19 protein-coding genes are annotated in these 16,625 nt (G+C 62.1%); 2 read left to right on the top strand and 17 right to left on the bottom strand.

From position 1 onward, the window contains the following. Nucleotides 1-448 precede the first annotated feature (448 nt). The 13 genes from ACTJKQ_RS05425 to ACTJKQ_RS05365 form a co-directional block, all read right to left on the bottom strand. Nucleotides 449-1,918, bottom strand: a complete 1,470-nt coding sequence (locus ACTJKQ_RS05425) for a Do family serine endopeptidase (RefSeq protein ID WP_099729690.1) — start codon at nucleotides 1,916-1,918, stop codon at nucleotides 449-451. A gap of 161 nt (nucleotides 1,919-2,079) precedes the next feature. Further along, the gene (locus ACTJKQ_RS05420; protein WP_440596255.1) at nucleotides 2,080-2,982 is read right to left on the bottom strand and encodes a MucB/RseB C-terminal domain-containing protein; all 903 of its coding nucleotides are present in this window, start codon (nucleotides 2,980-2,982) and stop codon (nucleotides 2,080-2,082) included. A 194-nt stretch (nucleotides 2,983-3,176) separates the two neighbouring features. Beyond that, the gene (locus ACTJKQ_RS05415) at nucleotides 3,177-3,827 is read right to left on the bottom strand and encodes a sigma-E factor negative regulatory protein (protein ID WP_082522408.1); all 651 of its coding nucleotides are present in this window, start codon (nucleotides 3,825-3,827) and stop codon (nucleotides 3,177-3,179) included. A gap of 9 nt (nucleotides 3,828-3,836) precedes the next feature. Continuing rightward, a complete protein-coding gene (gene rpoE / locus ACTJKQ_RS05410; protein WP_440596254.1) occupies nucleotides 3,837-4,463 on the bottom strand; it encodes an RNA polymerase sigma factor RpoE in 627 nt (208 codons plus the stop codon). Between the two features lie 6 nt (nucleotides 4,464-4,469). Continuing rightward, nucleotides 4,470-4,784, bottom strand: coding sequence for a hypothetical protein (locus tag ACTJKQ_RS05405; RefSeq protein WP_440596253.1), 315 nt, complete (start codon nucleotides 4,782-4,784; stop codon nucleotides 4,470-4,472). A 329-nt stretch (nucleotides 4,785-5,113) separates the two neighbouring features. Continuing rightward, entirely contained in the window at nucleotides 5,114-6,358 is a 1,245-nt protein-coding gene (gene fabF, locus ACTJKQ_RS05400; RefSeq protein WP_056061355.1) for a beta-ketoacyl-ACP synthase II, read from the bottom strand. Between the two features lie 48 nt (nucleotides 6,359-6,406). Then, on the bottom strand, nucleotides 6,407-6,646 hold the full coding sequence (gene acpP / locus ACTJKQ_RS05395; RefSeq protein ID WP_003058049.1) for an acyl carrier protein: 240 nt from the start codon (nucleotides 6,644-6,646) through the stop codon (nucleotides 6,407-6,409). A gap of 103 nt (nucleotides 6,647-6,749) precedes the next feature. After that, entirely contained in the window at nucleotides 6,750-7,508 is a 759-nt protein-coding gene (fabG, locus tag ACTJKQ_RS05390) for a 3-oxoacyl-ACP reductase FabG (RefSeq protein ID WP_056061353.1), read from the bottom strand. Beyond that, nucleotides 7,505-8,455 (bottom strand): ACP S-malonyltransferase, encoded by a 951-nt coding sequence (gene fabD / locus ACTJKQ_RS05385; RefSeq protein WP_440596252.1) that lies wholly within the window; start codon nucleotides 8,453-8,455, stop codon nucleotides 7,505-7,507. The genes fabG and fabD overlap by 4 nt, the downstream gene beginning before the upstream one ends. Nucleotides 8,456-8,514: 59 nt before the next feature. Further along, nucleotides 8,515-9,492, bottom strand: coding sequence for a beta-ketoacyl-ACP synthase III (locus tag ACTJKQ_RS05380; protein ID WP_099729687.1), 978 nt, complete (start codon nucleotides 9,490-9,492; stop codon nucleotides 8,515-8,517). Beyond that, nucleotides 9,492-10,544: a phosphate acyltransferase PlsX gene (gene plsX / locus ACTJKQ_RS05375; protein ID WP_099729686.1), complete on the bottom strand. Its 1,053-nt coding sequence runs from the start codon at nucleotides 10,542-10,544 to the stop codon at nucleotides 9,492-9,494. The genes ACTJKQ_RS05380 and plsX overlap by 1 nt, the downstream gene beginning before the upstream one ends. Before the next feature lie 107 nt (nucleotides 10,545-10,651). Beyond that, complete coding sequence (gene rpmF / locus ACTJKQ_RS05370) at nucleotides 10,652-10,834, bottom strand: 50S ribosomal protein L32 (protein WP_005794249.1); 183 nt, start codon at nucleotides 10,832-10,834, stop codon at nucleotides 10,652-10,654. A 111-nt stretch (nucleotides 10,835-10,945) separates the two neighbouring features. Then, nucleotides 10,946-11,494 carry a YceD family protein gene (locus tag ACTJKQ_RS05365; protein WP_056061340.1) on the bottom strand — a complete coding sequence of 183 codons (549 nt, stop codon included), beginning with the start codon at nucleotides 11,492-11,494 and terminating at the stop codon, nucleotides 10,946-10,948. Between the two features lie 25 nt (nucleotides 11,495-11,519). Between ACTJKQ_RS05365 and ACTJKQ_RS05360 the strand changes: the two genes are divergently transcribed. Together ACTJKQ_RS05360 and ACTJKQ_RS05355 are read left to right on the top strand one after the other, a co-directional pair. Continuing rightward, nucleotides 11,520-12,119 carry a Maf family nucleotide pyrophosphatase gene (locus ACTJKQ_RS05360; protein WP_056747581.1) on the top strand — a complete coding sequence of 200 codons (600 nt, stop codon included), beginning with the start codon at nucleotides 11,520-11,522 and terminating at the stop codon, nucleotides 12,117-12,119. After that, nucleotides 12,116-12,892: an SAM-dependent methyltransferase gene (locus tag ACTJKQ_RS05355; protein WP_108497130.1), complete on the top strand. Its 777-nt coding sequence runs from the start codon at nucleotides 12,116-12,118 to the stop codon at nucleotides 12,890-12,892. The genes ACTJKQ_RS05360 and ACTJKQ_RS05355 overlap by 4 nt, the downstream gene beginning before the upstream one ends. 274 nt (nucleotides 12,893-13,166) lie before the next feature. Here the strand turns inward: ACTJKQ_RS05355 and ACTJKQ_RS05350 are convergent, their stop codons facing one another. From ACTJKQ_RS05350 to ACTJKQ_RS05335, 4 genes are all read right to left on the bottom strand, one after another. Then, complete coding sequence (locus ACTJKQ_RS05350) at nucleotides 13,167-14,213, bottom strand: S49 family peptidase (RefSeq protein ID WP_099729682.1); 1,047 nt, start codon at nucleotides 14,211-14,213, stop codon at nucleotides 13,167-13,169. A 92-nt stretch (nucleotides 14,214-14,305) separates the two neighbouring features. After that, a complete protein-coding gene (locus tag ACTJKQ_RS05345; protein WP_056061328.1) occupies nucleotides 14,306-14,686 on the bottom strand; it encodes a Rieske (2Fe-2S) protein in 381 nt (126 codons plus the stop codon). A gap of 26 nt (nucleotides 14,687-14,712) precedes the next feature. Continuing rightward, nucleotides 14,713-15,387 (bottom strand): HAD family hydrolase, encoded by a 675-nt coding sequence (locus ACTJKQ_RS05340; RefSeq protein ID WP_108497127.1) that lies wholly within the window; start codon nucleotides 15,385-15,387, stop codon nucleotides 14,713-14,715. Between the two features lie 25 nt (nucleotides 15,388-15,412). Continuing rightward, nucleotides 15,413-16,414 (bottom strand): RluA family pseudouridine synthase, encoded by a 1,002-nt coding sequence (locus ACTJKQ_RS05335; protein WP_440596251.1) that lies wholly within the window; start codon nucleotides 16,412-16,414, stop codon nucleotides 15,413-15,415. Nucleotides 16,415-16,625 lie beyond the last annotated feature (211 nt).

The raw sequence follows: 16,625 nt of genomic DNA, 5'->3' as shown, positions 1-16,625 counted from the left end.
ATGGCGACGCGCCCTGAACCAACAATCATTGGCAACTGCGATAGTTGGAGCTTCATTGTAGGCAAAAAGGCCGCCTGAAAAAGCCCGACCCTCGGCATCCAAGGGAAGTTGCCAGGGTGCAACAGGAATTTTATACACAGTTTATACACAGTCTGCACAAGAACAACGCTGGACAACTTGTGGGTGAGCTGTGGATCAACTGTGCATTGCTCAAAAACATCCCACATCGTGAACAGAGCGCCCGTCGATATGCAGATAAGTGTTGAACGCAAGTCTCTATTCTATCGAAACTGGTTGATGGACCTCTGAAAAGTTAGCAAAAGCTAACATCTAGACTGGTGTGGGCGCTTCCTGCCAACCCCTCAAAAAAACCAGGCACCGACAATGGCCCCCTTGAAACGTAGGGAATGGCCCGACTCCGGGCCATCCTCGTTCTCGCTTGTGGCGCTTATCTGCCGGGGCGAATCAGCGCGTACTGAGCCCACTCGCCACGGCGATACAGCACGTTGATGGACTTGCTCTTATCAGCCTTGGACAACACGGATTCAAACTCTTTCACGCCCGCCACTTCGGTGTTGGCAACCGACAGGATGATGTCCCCTTCCCGGAGGCCAGCGCGTGCTGCCGCGTCCGTGGCGGTCGCCACGACCACCCCGCCCTTGAGCTTGAGTTCCTTCTTCTGGGCATCCGTCAGTTCCGTCACTGACAAACCGATCTGCTGTGCAGCGGCAGAGGCCTTGGGCTTCTCCTCGCGCTCGGCTACTTTGGTGGCGGGCTTGTCAGGTTCGATCTCCGCGATGGTGATGGCCAGATCGCGGGATGCACCGCGACGGAACACCGTCACCGAACTGCGATTGCCTGGTTTGGTGTTGCCCACAAGGCGCGGCAGGTCTGCCACCTTCTCGATGGGTTTGCCATCAAAGCGCGTGATGATGTCGCCCGCCTCCACACCCGCTTTGTCGGCGGGCGATCCTGCCTCCACTCCGGTCACCAGAGCGCCCTGCGCCTTGCCCAGGCCAATCGACTCAGCAACATCCTTGGTGACTTGCCCGATCTGGACACCGATACGGCCACGCGTCACACGGCCCGAAGCGCGCAGCTGCTCACTCACACGAATGGCTTCATCCATGGGGATGGCGAACGAGATACCCATGAATCCGCCAGAGCGGGAATAGATCTGGCTGTTAATGCCCACCACCTCACCACGCATGTTGATAAGCGGCCCGCCAGAGTTTCCGGGGTTGATGGCCACATCGGTCTGGATGAAGGGCAGGTAGTCACCCGTATCGCGCTGCTTGGCACTGACGATGCCCGCAGTGACCGTGTTTTCCAGCCCAAAGGGTGAGCCGATCGCCATCACCCACTCGCCCACTCGGAGGCGACTCACATCCCCCACTTTCACAGCAGGCAATCCTGACGCCTCGATCTTCACAACGGCCACGTCAGTGCGCTTGTCAGCCCCCACGATGCGCGCCTTGAACTCACGCTTGTCCGTCAAGGTCACAATGACCTCGTCAGCGCCTTCAACCACATGCGCGTTGGTCATCACAAACCCGTCAGAGGTCAGAATGAAACCCGATCCCACTCCACGTGGCTGCGCCTCTTCTTCCTGTTGAGGCCGTTGAGGCCGCTGTTGACGCGGAGCATTGGGGATGGGTACCCCAAATCGGCGAAAAAATTCCAGCATCTCTTCGTCCATGCCATTGGCGCTGGCTCGACTGGACGCTTTCTCGACGGTGCGGATGTTGACCACTGACGGCCCCACCTGATCCACCAGATCGGTGAAATCAGGCAAGCCCCGAACCAGCGGTGCAGGTTGTGCCAACGCCGCATGGGGCGCTACCGAGACCGTGGCCAGACCACCCATCAGGCATGCCACTGCCACCGAACGCAACATACTTCCATCAAACTTCGGCATCTTCGACCTTTCTTGATTCTTGGCGAATGCTGTTCACGAATTGTGTGTGACTGTGAAGAGTGTGACGCCAAATGGTTCCCCGCATTCGTCACGCCCTCCATGCCCACACAAACCGCCAAATGACCGGGTATGGCGGCCCGCAGTCATCGGCAGCGCGGCTGTCAGCGCAGGCGCTCCAGCTGACCTACAAAAAGGCGCAGTGTCTGCAGAGGTACCTCTCCCACTGCGGTCAACCACGTGTCTGACGGCCCACGCTGAGCTACCAGCTGTGTAGCGCCCATGCTGGACACCTGGGGCTGCGCGGGATGACGCTGCGGGTCGAAGGGCTCCAGAAACAACGACACCGAGGCCAGTCCATCGGAGTACAGGCACTGCAAGACACTGGAGGCATCCGGAGCGTCAGACATCGCCCGTCGGTGACAGCTGACAGGCACAAATCCGGCCACGGGCTGGCGCAAGGCCCAACCTTCGGCCTTTGCCGTAGTTTTGACCACTGAGGGTGCCACCACCTTGTAACCCGAAGTCGCGTCCATCAGACGCGTCAGCTGATCAACCTTCACCGGCGCATTGAGATCCAGCTCGGAAAAAGCCGCTTGCTCCAAGACCCGACCATCAGCCGCCAGCGTCTGCAGCTTCACCACCAGCCCGGTTTCACGCTCGCTCCAGAGCCGATAACCGAACCGCAGGGTATCCGCCGGCTGAAACCAGACCACGTCCGACACGAAGCCAGCCACGCGCTCCTGCCCCAGCAGGCGGGGCGTGTAGAACTGGGCGATCGATGTACCGCTGACAACAGGTACGCGCGGAAAGAGCCCAGATACATCGCGGCGGTCTGACCGCACAACGCGCGCCTGGGGCAGGAAGGTACGAACTTCGTCGTTACGGCGATAGACCGTGCGCGGAGTGCCACTGAGCGATTCAACCCGCTCCAATTGTTGCTGGCCATCGCATGCGTGCCAGATGCGTGAGCTGGACATGGCGCCGTTGGCCGACAACACCACAAAGGTTCCGGCATAGGCTCGGCTGCACGGTGCGCTGTGCATGCGCTCGATCCACTGCGCCATGTCGCGCTCGGCCACTGCAGTGGTAGTTGACTCAGAGGATGCAGCAGGAGCCCCCGCCACAGGCCCCACGAACAAGCCACACATCGCTGCGGCTATCAGCGACCCAAGCCATCGAACCCGGGTATTTCCAAAGACCTTCGCAACTCCAGAGGGGTTCATCACACGATCTCAGCGCCAGACATACCGTTCACGATTCAGCGGCCAGGAGTCTCAAAAGTAGCGTTGCGCAAAAAGCCAGCAGGCATCTGCAGGGCCGACGTACTGCCAAACTGCTTATGGGCCGCCAGCAACTCATCCAATCGAGGATCCCGGATCATCACTTGCTGGCCGTCCGCATCAGCAACAGCCACGACAGGCGCGCCTTGCGCCGTCGCACGCTCGGGGGAAGACGCGGCCAGTTGAGCACCCGCTCCACCCGCCCCCTGCAGTTGGGAAAACGAGGTCCAGCCAATGGCCGCCACGGCGGCCAGCGACGCAAAACCCGCAACCATCTTCCAACGGAAAACCGAAGCATTGGCAGCCACAGGCAGAGGGGTGGCTACGATGCCCAGTTGGGCTGGAACATGTGGACGCTGTGGCGGAGCCTCCTTGGCCAGCTCTTCGCGCAAGCGGGACAAAAACGCTGGATTTGCTGGCCGCGCCAAATCAGAAGAACGCAACGCATCGCCCACAAGGTGATAAACCGCCCATGTGTCGCGTCCTTCGTCTTCCGCCGCCCAGGCCAGCGCATCGGCAAACTCATCGCCGTGCAGCTGACCATCCGCCAGAGCAGATAGCTGTTCGCTCCGTCCGCCGGTCAAGCTGACGTCCGCCGAGGCGGTGATACCTGTTTGTGCCTTGTTCATTCAATCACCTCACCACCGTTTGCCCGACTGGTTTTCGAGCAAGGGTCGCACTTTGGCCGAAATGGCTTCTCGCGCCCGAAAAATTCGAGATCGCACCGTACCAATGGGGCACCCCATCGCGGTAGCAATTTCTTCATAACTGAGCCCTTCAATCTCTCGCAGCGTGACAGCTTGGCGCAGATCATCGGGCAAGGCCTCCATGGCTGCATTCACGACCTGGGCGATTTCCTGGGCCGCAAGGACAGTTTCAGGGGTTTCGTCGCTGGTTAGTTCGTGTCCAAAGCGGGAAGTTTCATCCTCGTCCTCCGAACCCCTGAATGCATTTTCGGAAATGACCGGGTTGCGCTTCATGTCCATGAGCGCCTTCTTGGCTGTATTGACAGCAATCCGGTACAGCCAGGTGTAAAACTGGGCGTCGCCGCGAAACTGGTGCAGCGCCCGATAGGCGCGAATGAAGGTTTCCTGGGCAATGTCCTGCACGAGGTCCGTGTCGCGCACCATGCGCCCGATCAGTCGTTCGATGCGGCGTTGGTACTTGATGACCAGCAATTCATAGGCGCGCTGGTCGCCCGCTACCGTGCGCTCCACCAGTTGGAGGTCGCTGTCTTCGGAGGGGGAGGGCGGAATTACAGTCATGGATACTCAGTATTCACGCCCTGGGGCAGCTTGCCGGGCGGTTTCGTCAGCGTTGTCAGCGCCCGATCTGGCGCGCGAATATACCGCACGGCGCAAGTCCATCCAGCGCTCTGGCTGGCTGGAACGCTCCAGCCACAACCACAGCGGCGGATGTCCGACGAGCAAGATGCGCACCCACAGATGCGCCTGCAGATCCAGAAGCACCTCCGGGGGCGCTGAAAGCGTCAGCGGCACACTGATGGGCGGCGCCACTCGGTTCAGCGTCCAGGCTTGGCCGTCGAACTGCAAAACTCCACGGGCTTGGCTCCACCAAAAGTGCATGGCAGCCGCCATCGCTGGCAGCCAGAAACACAGGGCCACTGCGATAGACAGATGCGCAGCACGGCTACCCCAAGCGATCCAGGCAACCAAAACGGCACCACCAGCAAGCACCCATGCAGCCAACAGCACGCCCAGAGCCCGACTGCGACGCAGCGAATATTGGACAGAGGGAGGCCATCTCGAAAGCCGCGTCACAAGACAGCTCCCTTCGACGGACGGATCAAGCGCCAACTCGATGACGGACCGACACCACAGTCAATGACACATCGCCCGCAGGCCCACGAGCGATACGTATTGCCACCGAATCCGAGATTGGTATGTGCGCGCAATCAGACGCGTTTGAATACCAGCGTTCCGTTGGTGCCGCCAAAGCCAAAGTTGTTCTTGACGGCCACATCAATCTTCATGTCCCGCGCCGTATTGGCGCAGTAGTCGAGATCACACTCCGGATCCTGGTTGAACAGGTTGATGGTGGGCGGCACTTTTTGTTCATGCAGTGCCAGCACGGTGAACACACTTTCAATCCCTCCCGCACCGCCGAGCAAGTGGCCCGTCATGGATTTGGTGGAGCTCACAACGGTCTTGTAGGCGTGGTCGCCCAAGGCCGCTTTGATTGCATTGGTTTCGTTGATGTCACCCAGAGGAGTGGACGTGCCGTGGGCATTAAGGTAATCCACCTGATCGGCATTGATCCCGGCGTTGCGCAACGCGCTGAGCATGGCGCGCCGGGGCCCATCCATGTTGGGAGCGGTCATGTGACCTGCATCTGCGCTCATGCCGAAGCCGCTGAGTTCGGCATAAATCTTGGCGCCTCGCGCTTTGGCGTGTTCATACTCTTCGAGCACCATCACACCTGCGCCTTCGCCCAGCACAAAACCGTCGCGGTCCTTGTCCCAGGGGCGGGATGCCGTCTTGGGGTCGTCGTTGCGGGTGGACAGGGCCCGCATGGCGGCAAACCCGCCGATGCCCAGCGGAGATACCGTGGATTCGGTACCGCCAGCCACGACCACGTCCGCATCGCCATATTCGATCATGCGACCGGCCTCGCCGATACAGTGCAAGCCTGTTGTGCAGGCAGTCACCACGGCAAGGTTGGGCCCCTTGAAGCCAAAGCGCATGGACACATGCCCTGCCACCATGTTGATGATGGACGCAGGTACAAAAAATGGGGTGATACGCCGTGGCCCGCGGCTGACCAGCTCGGCGTGGGTGTTTTCGATCAGCGGGAGGCCGCCAATGCCGGAGCCGATCACGCAGGCAATGCGTGTGGCGAACTCCTCACTGAGCGCTTCACCCGTGGGAAGCCCTGCGTCCTGGACGGCCTGCGCTGCAGCAGCGATGCCATAGTGGATGAAGGTATCCATCGCGCGCGCATCCTTGGCGCTGATGTACGACTCTAGGTCAAGACCTTTGACCTCTCCCGCAATCTTGCAGGCGAAGTTCGATGCATCGAACTTGGTGATGAGATCAATGCCGGACTGGCCGGCAAGGAGATTGGCCCAGGACTCGGCCACCGTGTTACCCACGGGGCTGACGCAACCCAGGCCGGTCACGACAACGCGACGACGGCTCATGCGTATAAAACCTTCTGCTGATCGCTTGAGTCAGGCGCAAGGCGCCGCTCAGGCCTTCTGGTGGGTGTTGGCGTAGTCGATGGCGTTTTGCACCGTGGTGATCTTCTCGGCGTCTTCGTCCGGGATCTCGATGCCGAATTCGTCTTCCAGAGCCATCACCAGTTCCACCGTGTCGAGCGAGTCGGCACCGAGGTCTGCCACGAAGGCCTTTTCATTGGTGACTTGGGACTCTTCCACACCGAGTTGTTCGGCAATGATTTTTTTGACGCGTGCTTCGATATCGCTCATGGTTTCCCTCTGGGGGTTGTGAATGAATCCGCGATTCTAGCCGCTTAAGGAGAAGCCCCTAAACGACCCGCCGTCCGGATGAACCGGCGTTAACTTTCAATAACTACATGTACATGCCGCCATTGACATGCAACTCCTGCCCCGTCACATAGCCAGCCTCGCGCGAGGCAAGGTACGCCACCGCGTGCGCGATGTCGGCCGGCTTGCCCATGTGACCCAGCGGGATCTGCGCATTGAGCGCTTTTTGCTGGTCTTCGGGCAACACGGAGGTCATGTCGGTCTCGATGAAACCGGGTGCGACGCAGTTCACGGTGATGCTGCGGCTGCCCAGCTCACGGGCCAGTGCGCGCGTCATGCCCGCCACACCCGCCTTGGCCGCAGCGTAGTTGGCCTGGCCTGGATTGCCCGACGCACCCACCACGCTGGTGATGCTGATGATGCGCCCAAAGCGCTGCTTCATCATCGGCCGGATCGCTGCGCGGCTCGTGCGGAATACCGCCTTGAGATTGGTGTCCAGCACGGCATCCCAGTCGTCGTCTTTCATGCGCATGGCCAGAGTGTCGCGCGTAATGCCCGCGTTGTTCACCAGCACATGCAGGCCACCTTGCTGCTTGACGATGGCGTCCATCAGGGCCTCGACCGCAGCCACATCGTTCACGTTCAGATTGGCACCGCGGCAACCAGGGTAAGCCGACAGCGCCTGGCTGATGCGCGCAGCGCCTTCATCCGTGGTGGCTGTACCCACCACTTGGTAGCCGCGCACCGCCAACTCCAGGGCAATGGCAGCACCGATGCCGCGCGATGCACCGGTCACCAGCGCCACTTGCGCCGCCTGCACTGCTGTCTGGGTCGATTCCGTCATGCCAACAACTCCCGGGTTTCAGCCAGCGTGGCCGAGTCAAACAATGCTGCGCCGACCAGTTCAGGGTCGATGCGTTTGGTGAGGCCTGCCAGCACCTTGCCAGGGCCACATTCAATGATGTGCGTCACACCACGGCCTTTCAGCGCGTGCACGCATTCCACCCAGCGGACGGGGCCAAAGGCCTGGCGGTAGAGCGCTTCGCGAATGGCATCAGCGTCTTGCTGCACCACCACGTCCACGTTGTTGACCACCGGAATCTGAGGGGTAGCAAGCGCAACCTCCGCCAGCGCCATACGCAGCTTTTCAGCCGCAGGCCTCATCAGGCTGGAATGGAAAGGCGCCGACACTGGCAGGGGCAATGCGCGCTTGGCGCCCGCCGCCTTGAGCACCTCACAGGCCTTGTCCACACCCGCCTTGGTACCGGCGATCACGGTCTGGATCGGGTCGTTGAAATTGACAGCCTCCACCACCTCAGCCGTACCTGGCCCGAACGATGCCAAAGCCTCGGCACAACCAGCGATGACCTTGGAAGCCTCCATGCCCAGAATGGCCGCCATGGCGCCGGTGCCGACAGGCACCGCCTCTTGCATGGCCGCCGCACGCAGCCGCACCAGCGGGGCCGCCTGCGCGAGCGTCAACACACCAGCCGCCGCCAGGGCGGAGTATTCGCCCAGCGAATGCCCGGCAACGGCCACCGGGGCTGCGCCACCTTCTGCGCGCCACACCCGCCATGCCGCCACGCCAGCGACCAGCATCACCGGCTGGGTGTTGGTGGTGAGGGCCAAAGCCTCCTTGGGGCCTTCCTTGATCAGCAGGCCGACATCCTCACCTAGAGCATCCGAGGCTTCCTGCAGGGTCTGCGCCACCACCGGGTGGTCACCCCAACCATCGAGCATGCCAACCGATTGCGAGCCTTGCCCCGGAAAGACAAATGCAAAAGACTTCATGAAAAATCCAGAAATATGATGAAACCGGCCGGTAGCGCAGATACTTATTGCGCCAGCAGCTACAACTTCAGGAGCACAGCACCCCAGGTAAAACCACCACCCACACCTTCGAGCAGCAGGGTTTCGCCTTTCTTGACCTGACCGGTGCGCACCCCATGGTCCAAAGCCAGCGGAATGGAGGCTGCCGAGGTGTTGCCGTGTTGGTCCACCGTGACCACCACCTTGTCCATGGACATCTTCAGTTTGCGGGCGGTGCTCTGCATGATGCGGATGTTGGCCTGGTGCGGGATCAGCCAGTCGATATCGGCCTCGGTCAGCCCGGCCTTGGCCAGGGCCGCGTGGGCCGCCTTTTCCAGCACACCCACTGCCAGCTTGAAGACCGCCTGTCCGTCCATTTTGAGGACCGGATCCCCAAGCACCTTGCCGCCGGACACATTGCCGGGCACACACAAAATATCGACATGCTTGCCGTCGGCGTGCAGGTCGCTCGACAGAATGCCAGGCGTGTCAGAGGCCTCCAGCACCACAGCGCCCGCACCATCACCGAACAACACACAGGTGGTGCGGTCGTTGAAGTCCAGGATGCGGCTGAAAACCTCTGCACCAATCACCAGCGCGCGATTGGCAGCACCTGTCTGGATCATGGCGTCCGCCACCGACAGGGCATAGACAAAACCGCTGCACACAGCTTGCACATCAAACGCAGGGCATCCATTGGCACCCAGCTTGTTCTGCAAGATACACGCAACGGACGGGAACACCATGTCCGGCGTGGACGTGGCCACGATGATCAGATCGATATCGGTGGGCTGCAGGCCGGCGGCCTGCAGGGCATTGCGCGCAGCCTCCAACCCCAAGTCGCTGGCGGTCACATCCGGCGCCGCAAAGTGGCGCGCCCGGATGCCGGTGCGCTCCACAATCCATTCATCGGAGGTTTCGATACCGCGCTGGCCCAGTTCGGCGACCAGATCAGCGTTGGTCAACCGGCGGGGAGGCAGGTAGCTGCCGGTGCCGGTAATGCGGGAATAACGTCTCATTATTGTGCGGTCGCCGCAACGCCAGGCTGGGGCTGGGCATCTGCAGGCGCCAGCAGGGGCGCCGCGTGCGCAATCCGGGTCCGGACACGGTCGAGCAGGTTGTTGCGGGCTGCATCATACGCCCGGTTCAACGCCTGCTCGAAAGCCATGGCGTCTGCCGATCCGTGACTCTTGAACACCAGCCCGCGCAGGCCGAGCAACGCCGCGCCGTTGTAACGGCGGTAATCCATGCGCTTCATCAACGCTTTTAAGATCGGATAGGCGACGATAGCGGCCATTTTGGTAAAAATGTGGCGTGAAAATTCGGTTTTAAGTGCTCCGATGATCATCGAGGCCACACCTTCGCTGGCCTTGAGCGCCACATTGCCCACAAAACCATCACAGACCACGATATCCACCGTACCCTTGAAGATATCGTTGCCCTCCACATTGCCATAGAAGTTCAAATCGCCGGAATTAGCGGCAGATCGCAGCAATTCACCCGCCTTTTTGATCACCTCACTGCCTTTGATGACCTCTTCACCAATGTTCAGCAAACCCACCGTGGGCTCGCCACCCTCCTGAAGGACGGATACCAGGGCAGAGCCCATCACGGCGAACTGCAGCAGGTGCTCGGCCGAGCAATCGACGTTGGCCCCCAGGTCCAGCACCGTGGTGGCACCACCGGTGGCGTTGGGCAGCTGGGTAGCGATGGCAGGACGGTCGATACCGTCCAACGTCTTGAGCAGATAGCGGGCAATGGCCATCAAGGCACCGGTATTGCCCGCAGACACGGCCGCCGAAGCCGTGCCATCCTTGACTTGCTGGATGGCCACGCGCATCGAAGAATCCTTCTTTTTGCGCAAGGCCACTTCCACCGGGTCATCCATAGCGACCACTTCGGTAGCGGGAACGATGGTGGCTCGGTCGTGGGAGAACGATTGCAGGCTGTCCGCCAGGCCAACGAGCAGCAGACGGGCATCCGGGTGGTGGTCGAGAAACTGGCGGCACGCCGCGAGCGTGACGCGGGGGCCATGGTCGCCCCCCATGCAGTCAACAGCCAGTGTGATCATGGGCGACTTGTCCGGCCGGCCCAAAGGGCCGAGAGATGAATACGACGGTCAAAACAAAGGCCCGCGCTACAGGGTTTGTAGCAACGGGCCTTTGGATGGGGTGAAGGTCAGGCTTCAGACTTGTTCTTCAGCACCTGACGGCCACGGTAGAAACCGTTGGGGCTGATGTGGTGACGCAGGTGCGTTTCACCAGTGGTGGGTTCCACAGCAATGCCTGGCACGTTCAGGGCATTGTGCGAGCGGTGCATGCCGCGCTTGGAAGGGGACTTTTTGTTTTGCTGAACGGCCATGATGGCTCCTGATCTGGAATAGGTTGGTAAAAACGCGATCAGCCCAAAAAGACACGATGGGGTTCGCGTGAAGCCCACGATTATAACCCAAATGATTTTTGGGTCGATGAATCAGTCCTTGGCGTCTTTGCGCAAGGCTGCCAGCGCGGCAAACGGGTTGGGTTTTTCGGCGTTGGCTTCTTCAAAATCGTCGTCCGAAGACGCCAGCGGCACCGAGGTCGGGCACTCGTCGTGTTTGGGCACCACGGGCAACGCCATCAACAGTTCGTCTTCGATGAGTTCGTGCAGATCAAACTCGCGGCTCAGGGCCAGCAGGTCTTCTTCGCTCTCATCGTCCAGGGCCTCGGCCGTGGCTTCGTCCGCCACAAAGCGGAACTCACGATCCACCTCCAGGGGCACATCGACCGGCGTCAGGCAGCGCTGGCACTCCATGGGGAAGCTGGCGCGCACCTTGATGTGCAGCCAGACCTGCCCCATGCCTCCCAGGGCAGTACGCACTTCGCCCGTCGCCTCCCAGTCCACCAACAGGTCGGGGTGCAGGCCTTTGGCCTCTTGCGCCAGGCGTTCGTACTTCAGCAGCGAGTCGTGTCCCGCCAGCCGACCGCCCGCCTGTGCGAAGGCTTTCACGTCGAGGCGCTGGGCGGAGAATTCCTTGGTCATGGCGGCAGTGTAAGAGAATCGGCGCATGCATCAATCCCCCTCCCCGCAACGCCCTCTGGTATTGGGCTCGACCTCGCGCTACCGGCGCGAATTGCTGGAACGGCTGAACCTGCCTTTCGAAGTGACCGCCCCCCATGTCGATGAGACTCCCCTGCCCGGCGAGGCGCCCCGCGCCCTGGCCTTGCGCCTGGCTCTGGCCAAAGCGCAAGCTGTGGCGCGGCAGCACCCCGAAGCCGTGGTGATCGGATCCGACCAGGTGGCCGACCTGGCCGGAGAGCCGCTGGGCAAACCGGGCCAGCACGATCGCGCGGTGCAGCAGTTGCGCCAGATGCGCGGCCAGACGGTGGTGTTCCAAACCGCCCTGGCGGTGGTGTGCGCGGCCACCGGCTTTGAACAGGTGGACCTCGCCCCCGTAGAGGTGAAGTTCCGCGACCTGTCGGATGAAGAAATCGAGCGCTACCTGCGCGCCGAGCAGCCCTACGACTGCGCGGGCAGCGCCAAGAGCGAAGGCCTTGGTATTGCCCTGCTGGACGCCATCCACAGCGACGACCCCACGGCACTCATCGGGCTGCCACTGATCCGCACATGCCGCATGCTGCGCGCAGCAGGGCTGGTGCTGCCATGAACGTAAAAACCGGCACGCTGTACCTGGTGCCCGCCCCCCTCGACTTTGGCTGCGACACCCAGGCCCCACTGCAGGATGCCCTGCCCTCGGCCACCCTGCAGACAGCCGCCCGCCTGACCCACTGGGTGTGCGAAAACGCCAAGAGCACGCGCGCCTATCTCAAGCGCATTGACGCGCTGCACCCCCTGGCCCTCTCTCTACAGCAACAGCAGATCACCGAGTTGCCCCGTGAAGTGCACAAAAAAGGTGACCACGGCGACAAAGGCTCAGCGCCGTTCGACGCCCGCCCGCTGCTGGCTGCAGCCCTGAACGGGCACGACATCGGCCTGGTCAGCGAAGCTGGCATGCCCGCAGTGGCCGACCCTGGCTCGTCGGTGGTGCGGGCCGCGCACGACCTGGGCCTGCGCGTGGTGCCGTTGGTAGGGCCGGTGTCGCTGCTGCTGGCCCTGGCCGCCAGTGGCCTCAATGGACAAAACTTCGCCTTCGTCGGCTATCTGCCACAAGACGGACAAGAGCGCACACAGCGCATCAAGGAGCTGGAAGGCATCGCGCTGCGCACGGGCCAGACCCAGCTGTTCATCGAGACCCCGTACCGCAACCCAGCACTGTGGCAGGCACTGGTTCAGACCCTGCAGCCGCACACCCGGCTGGCGCTGGCCAGCGGCCTGACCCTGCCCGACGCGCGGGTGCAAAGCCAGCTGGTGCGCCAGTGGAAGCAGCAGCCCGCACCGCCGGACAACCGCACCCCCGTGGTGTTTGCGCTGGGGCGTTGAGACAGCGACGGGGTAACACGCTACGGGCGAGGCGCCTGGAATGCTACATATTCAGGAGCATTCCAGGCATATTTCACTGGCGCAACCGCCCCAAAACACCCCCAAACCCCTCAGGCCACTTCACAACGGCCCCACACCGGCACCGCAGCACAGCGCACCCAGGCCCAACAAAAAACCCCGGCAGATACCTCTGCAGGAGCTTCAAATAGATATCTGCCATCGATGCAGGGGCTTGCGCGGATGATCACGCCCCCGGCCGACTCCGAGGCGAATATCAGCGCAACTGTGGCCCCGATATGGCCAGTGACTTGACGGCGCCCATGCCCACCGCCGCGCCAAACCGCTTGGCCAGGCGCTCGGCCACGTTGTCGCGGCGGGTGTAGTCGATGATGTCTTCGGCCTTGACCACTTCGCGCGCGACATAGTCCAGGTTACCCAGCTTGTCCGCCAGGCCCATTTCCACGGCCTGCTGGCCCGTCCAGAACAAGCCGCTGAAGGTATCGGGCGTGGTCTTGAGACGGTCACCGCGCCCCGCTTTCACCACGGCAATGAACTGTTGGTGGATCTGGTCGAGCATGGTCTGCGCGTAGGCGCGCTGCTTCTCGGTCTGCGGGCTGAAAGGGTCCAGAAAACCCTTGTTCTCGCCTGCGGTGAGCAGGCGGCGCTCCACGCCCACCTTCTCCATCACGCCGGTGAATCCAAAACCGTCCATCAGCACACCAATGCTGCCCACGATGCTGGCCTTGTCCACGTAGATATCGTCGGCGGCGGCTGCAATGTAGTAGGCAGCCGAGGCGCAGGTTTCTTCGACCACCGCGTAGATCGGCTTGTTGTGCTTGGCTTTCAGGCGCACGATCTCGTCGTTGATGATGCCGGCCTGCACCGGGCTGCCACCGGGCGAGTTGATGAGCAGCACCAGCGCTTGCGAGCCCTCATCCTCCAGCGCGCTGCGCATGGCGGCCACCACAAACTCGGCACTGGCCTCGGCGCCACTGGCGATCTCGCCCTTGATGTCCACCACGGCGGTGTGCGGCGTGCTTTTGCTGGTGCTGGGAGATGCCTGACGCAGGGCCACGAACGCAACAGCAGCAAACAACACCAGCCATGCCAAGCGGAAAAAAATCTTCCAGCGGCGGGTGCTGCGTTGTTCGTTGAGGGCGGCAAAGGCCAGCTTTTCCAGCGTGGCGCGTTCCCACCCGGGTTCACGCGATGAATCGCTCACAGGGGCTCCTGAATTAGTAGCTGCTTGCGCCCACAGATCGGGGGCGGAATTGCTTTTGGGGTCAAAGCCCGACGAGGCGGGCTGCTGGGGGTCAGTCATGTCATGCGTCCTGGGCACTGCACCGCTGCGGCCCGCGCTTTGCGGTGGCCCGCATCGGGCGGCAGCACATCAGGGTAATTCATCCGGATTTTCTAGAACTCTACAGGCTGCAGGTTGTAGGCAGTATGCCAGCGCACCACACCATCGCTCTCCGACAGGGCAATTTTGACCAGCCCACCGCGGCAGGGACCGCCCGCACACTGGCCGGTATGGGGCAAGTAGGCCGCCCCGTGGGTGGCACACAACAGCCAGTGGCCTGTGTCATCAAAAAAACGGTTGGGCTGGTAGTCCATCTCCATCGCCACATGGGTGCAGCGGTTGAGGTAAGCGTGCGGGAGGCCTCGGTAGCGAATCGCAAAGGCCCTGCACGTCTGGCCTGCGTACTGCACATCAAACGGCACGGCCAAGCCTCCATCGACAAGGTCGGCACTGTTGCACAGCGCGATAGGCTGGTCAGTGGAGGGTATGGTCATGGGCTCGTCCCGCTCCAATACCCGCGTCAAGCGTTGTGCAGCAGCCAGTCGTGCAGCTCGCGCACCGAATGCACAACCGCCAGCGGCTGGAGGGCATGAAAGGCGTCGGGCTCGTGTGCGCCATAGCTCACCCCTACGCTCGCACAGCCCGCGTTGACCGCCATCTGCAGGTCATGGGTGGTGTCGCCAATCATCAGCAGGCGCTCAGGCGCCACGTCAAATTCGGCCATCAGCTCCTGCAGCATCAGGGGGTGCGGCTTGCCAGCGGTCTGGTCGGCGGTGCGGGAGCCGTCGAACACGCCGCGCAAATCCACCGAATGCAGCGCCTCGTCCAGCCCGCGCCGGCTTTTGCCCGTGGCCACGGCCAGCAGGTGCCCACGTTCACGCAGATCGCTCAGCAGCGGCAACACGCCATCGAACAGGCTCAGGTCGTCCTGGTGCTGGATGTAGTGGAAGCGGTAGCGATTGCCCAGCTCGGTGTACTTTTCGGGTGGCACATCAGGGGCGGCATGGGCCAGCGCCTGCATCAGGCCCATGCCAATCACATAGGCGGCCTCCTTGTCTGTGGGTACCGTGCCGCCCACGTCGCGCACCGCTGCCTGGATGCAGCGCACGATGATGGCGGTGGAGTCGAACAGGGTGCCATCCCAGTCAAAGGCGATGAGGTCGAAGCGGCGCGGACGGAAGTTTTTGGCAGACATGGAGGGGTTTCTTCGCGCAGGATCGTCAGGCAGGGGACACGAAATCGGCCAGCTCAGGGGGTAGCTCGGCAATCAGTTGCACACGCTCGCCCGAGGCGGGGTGGTTGAACTGTAACCGCCATGCGTGCAGGAACATGCGCTTCATCGAGAGCTTCTGCAGGCGCTTGTTGAGGTCAAAGTCACCGTATTTGTCATCACCCACGATGGCGTGGCCCTGGCTTGCCAGGTGCACACGGATCTGATGGGTGCGGCCTGTCTTGATGGTCACCTCCAGCAGGGACATCGCCGGCAGGCCTTGAGCGGGGCGCGCGGGCACGGTGCTGCGCACCTTGACCAGTGTGATGGAGCGCATGCCATCCGGGTCATCGGCCGTGGTCACACGCACGCGGCGCTCGCCGTCGGCCTGCAGGTACTTGTGCAGTGGCAGGTCGATGACCTTTTTGTTGGCAGGCCAGATGCCCGTGACGAGTGCCAGATAGGTCTTGCCTGTCTCGCGCTCACGGAACTGGTCTTGCAGGTGAGTGAGCGCTGACCGCTTCTTGGCCACCAGCAGGATGCCCGAGGTCTCGCGGTCCAGGCGGTGCACCAGTTCCAGGAACTTGGAAGCCGGCCGCGCCTGGCGCAATTGCTCGATCACGCCAAAACTCACGCCGCTGCCGCCGTGCACCGCCACGCCCGCGGGCTTGTCCAGGGCAATCAGGTGCTCGTCTTCGAGCAGGATGGGAAATTCGCGCGCAGGCGCCGGACGCTCGGCCTTCTCGGCCACCTTGTCGGAGATGCGCACGGGCGGCAGGCGCACCACGTCCCCTACTTCCACGCGGGTGTCGGCGCTCACGCGGCCTTTGTTGATGCGGACCTCACCGCTGCGGATGATGCGGTAGACATGCGTTTTTGGCACGCCTTTCAAGTGGCGTATCAAAAAGTTATCGAGCCGCTGGCCAGCGGAGTCAGCATCCACTTCCACCAGGCGGGCTGCGGGAAGCCCCGCAGGGGCTGTGGGCGGTTTGGCCCCTATAATGTGTTTCACCTGCGCGTTGTTATGTAAGTGGTTGATTTGTCTGGAGTTTAGTCCACACAGCCCTTGCCCCTCACGCAGGCAGGTCGATGCCACCGGGCGTCGTGCGCGCAGATTGCAGGCCAGATGCCTGTGGTGGCCAGCACGCCGTGCGGCGGGCTGACAGATTGAAACACTGATACGGAATCCCCCAAGCTGGCAGATGTTCCCTACCCGGGCGCAG

It is taken from the genome of Acidovorax sp. 22279 (assembly GCF_052045435.1).
Lineage (GTDB): Bacteria > Pseudomonadota > Gammaproteobacteria > Burkholderiales > Burkholderiaceae_C > Acidovorax > Acidovorax delafieldii.
Note: the sequence above shows the minus strand (reverse complement) of the source record. Positions and strands in the feature narration are given on the sequence as shown.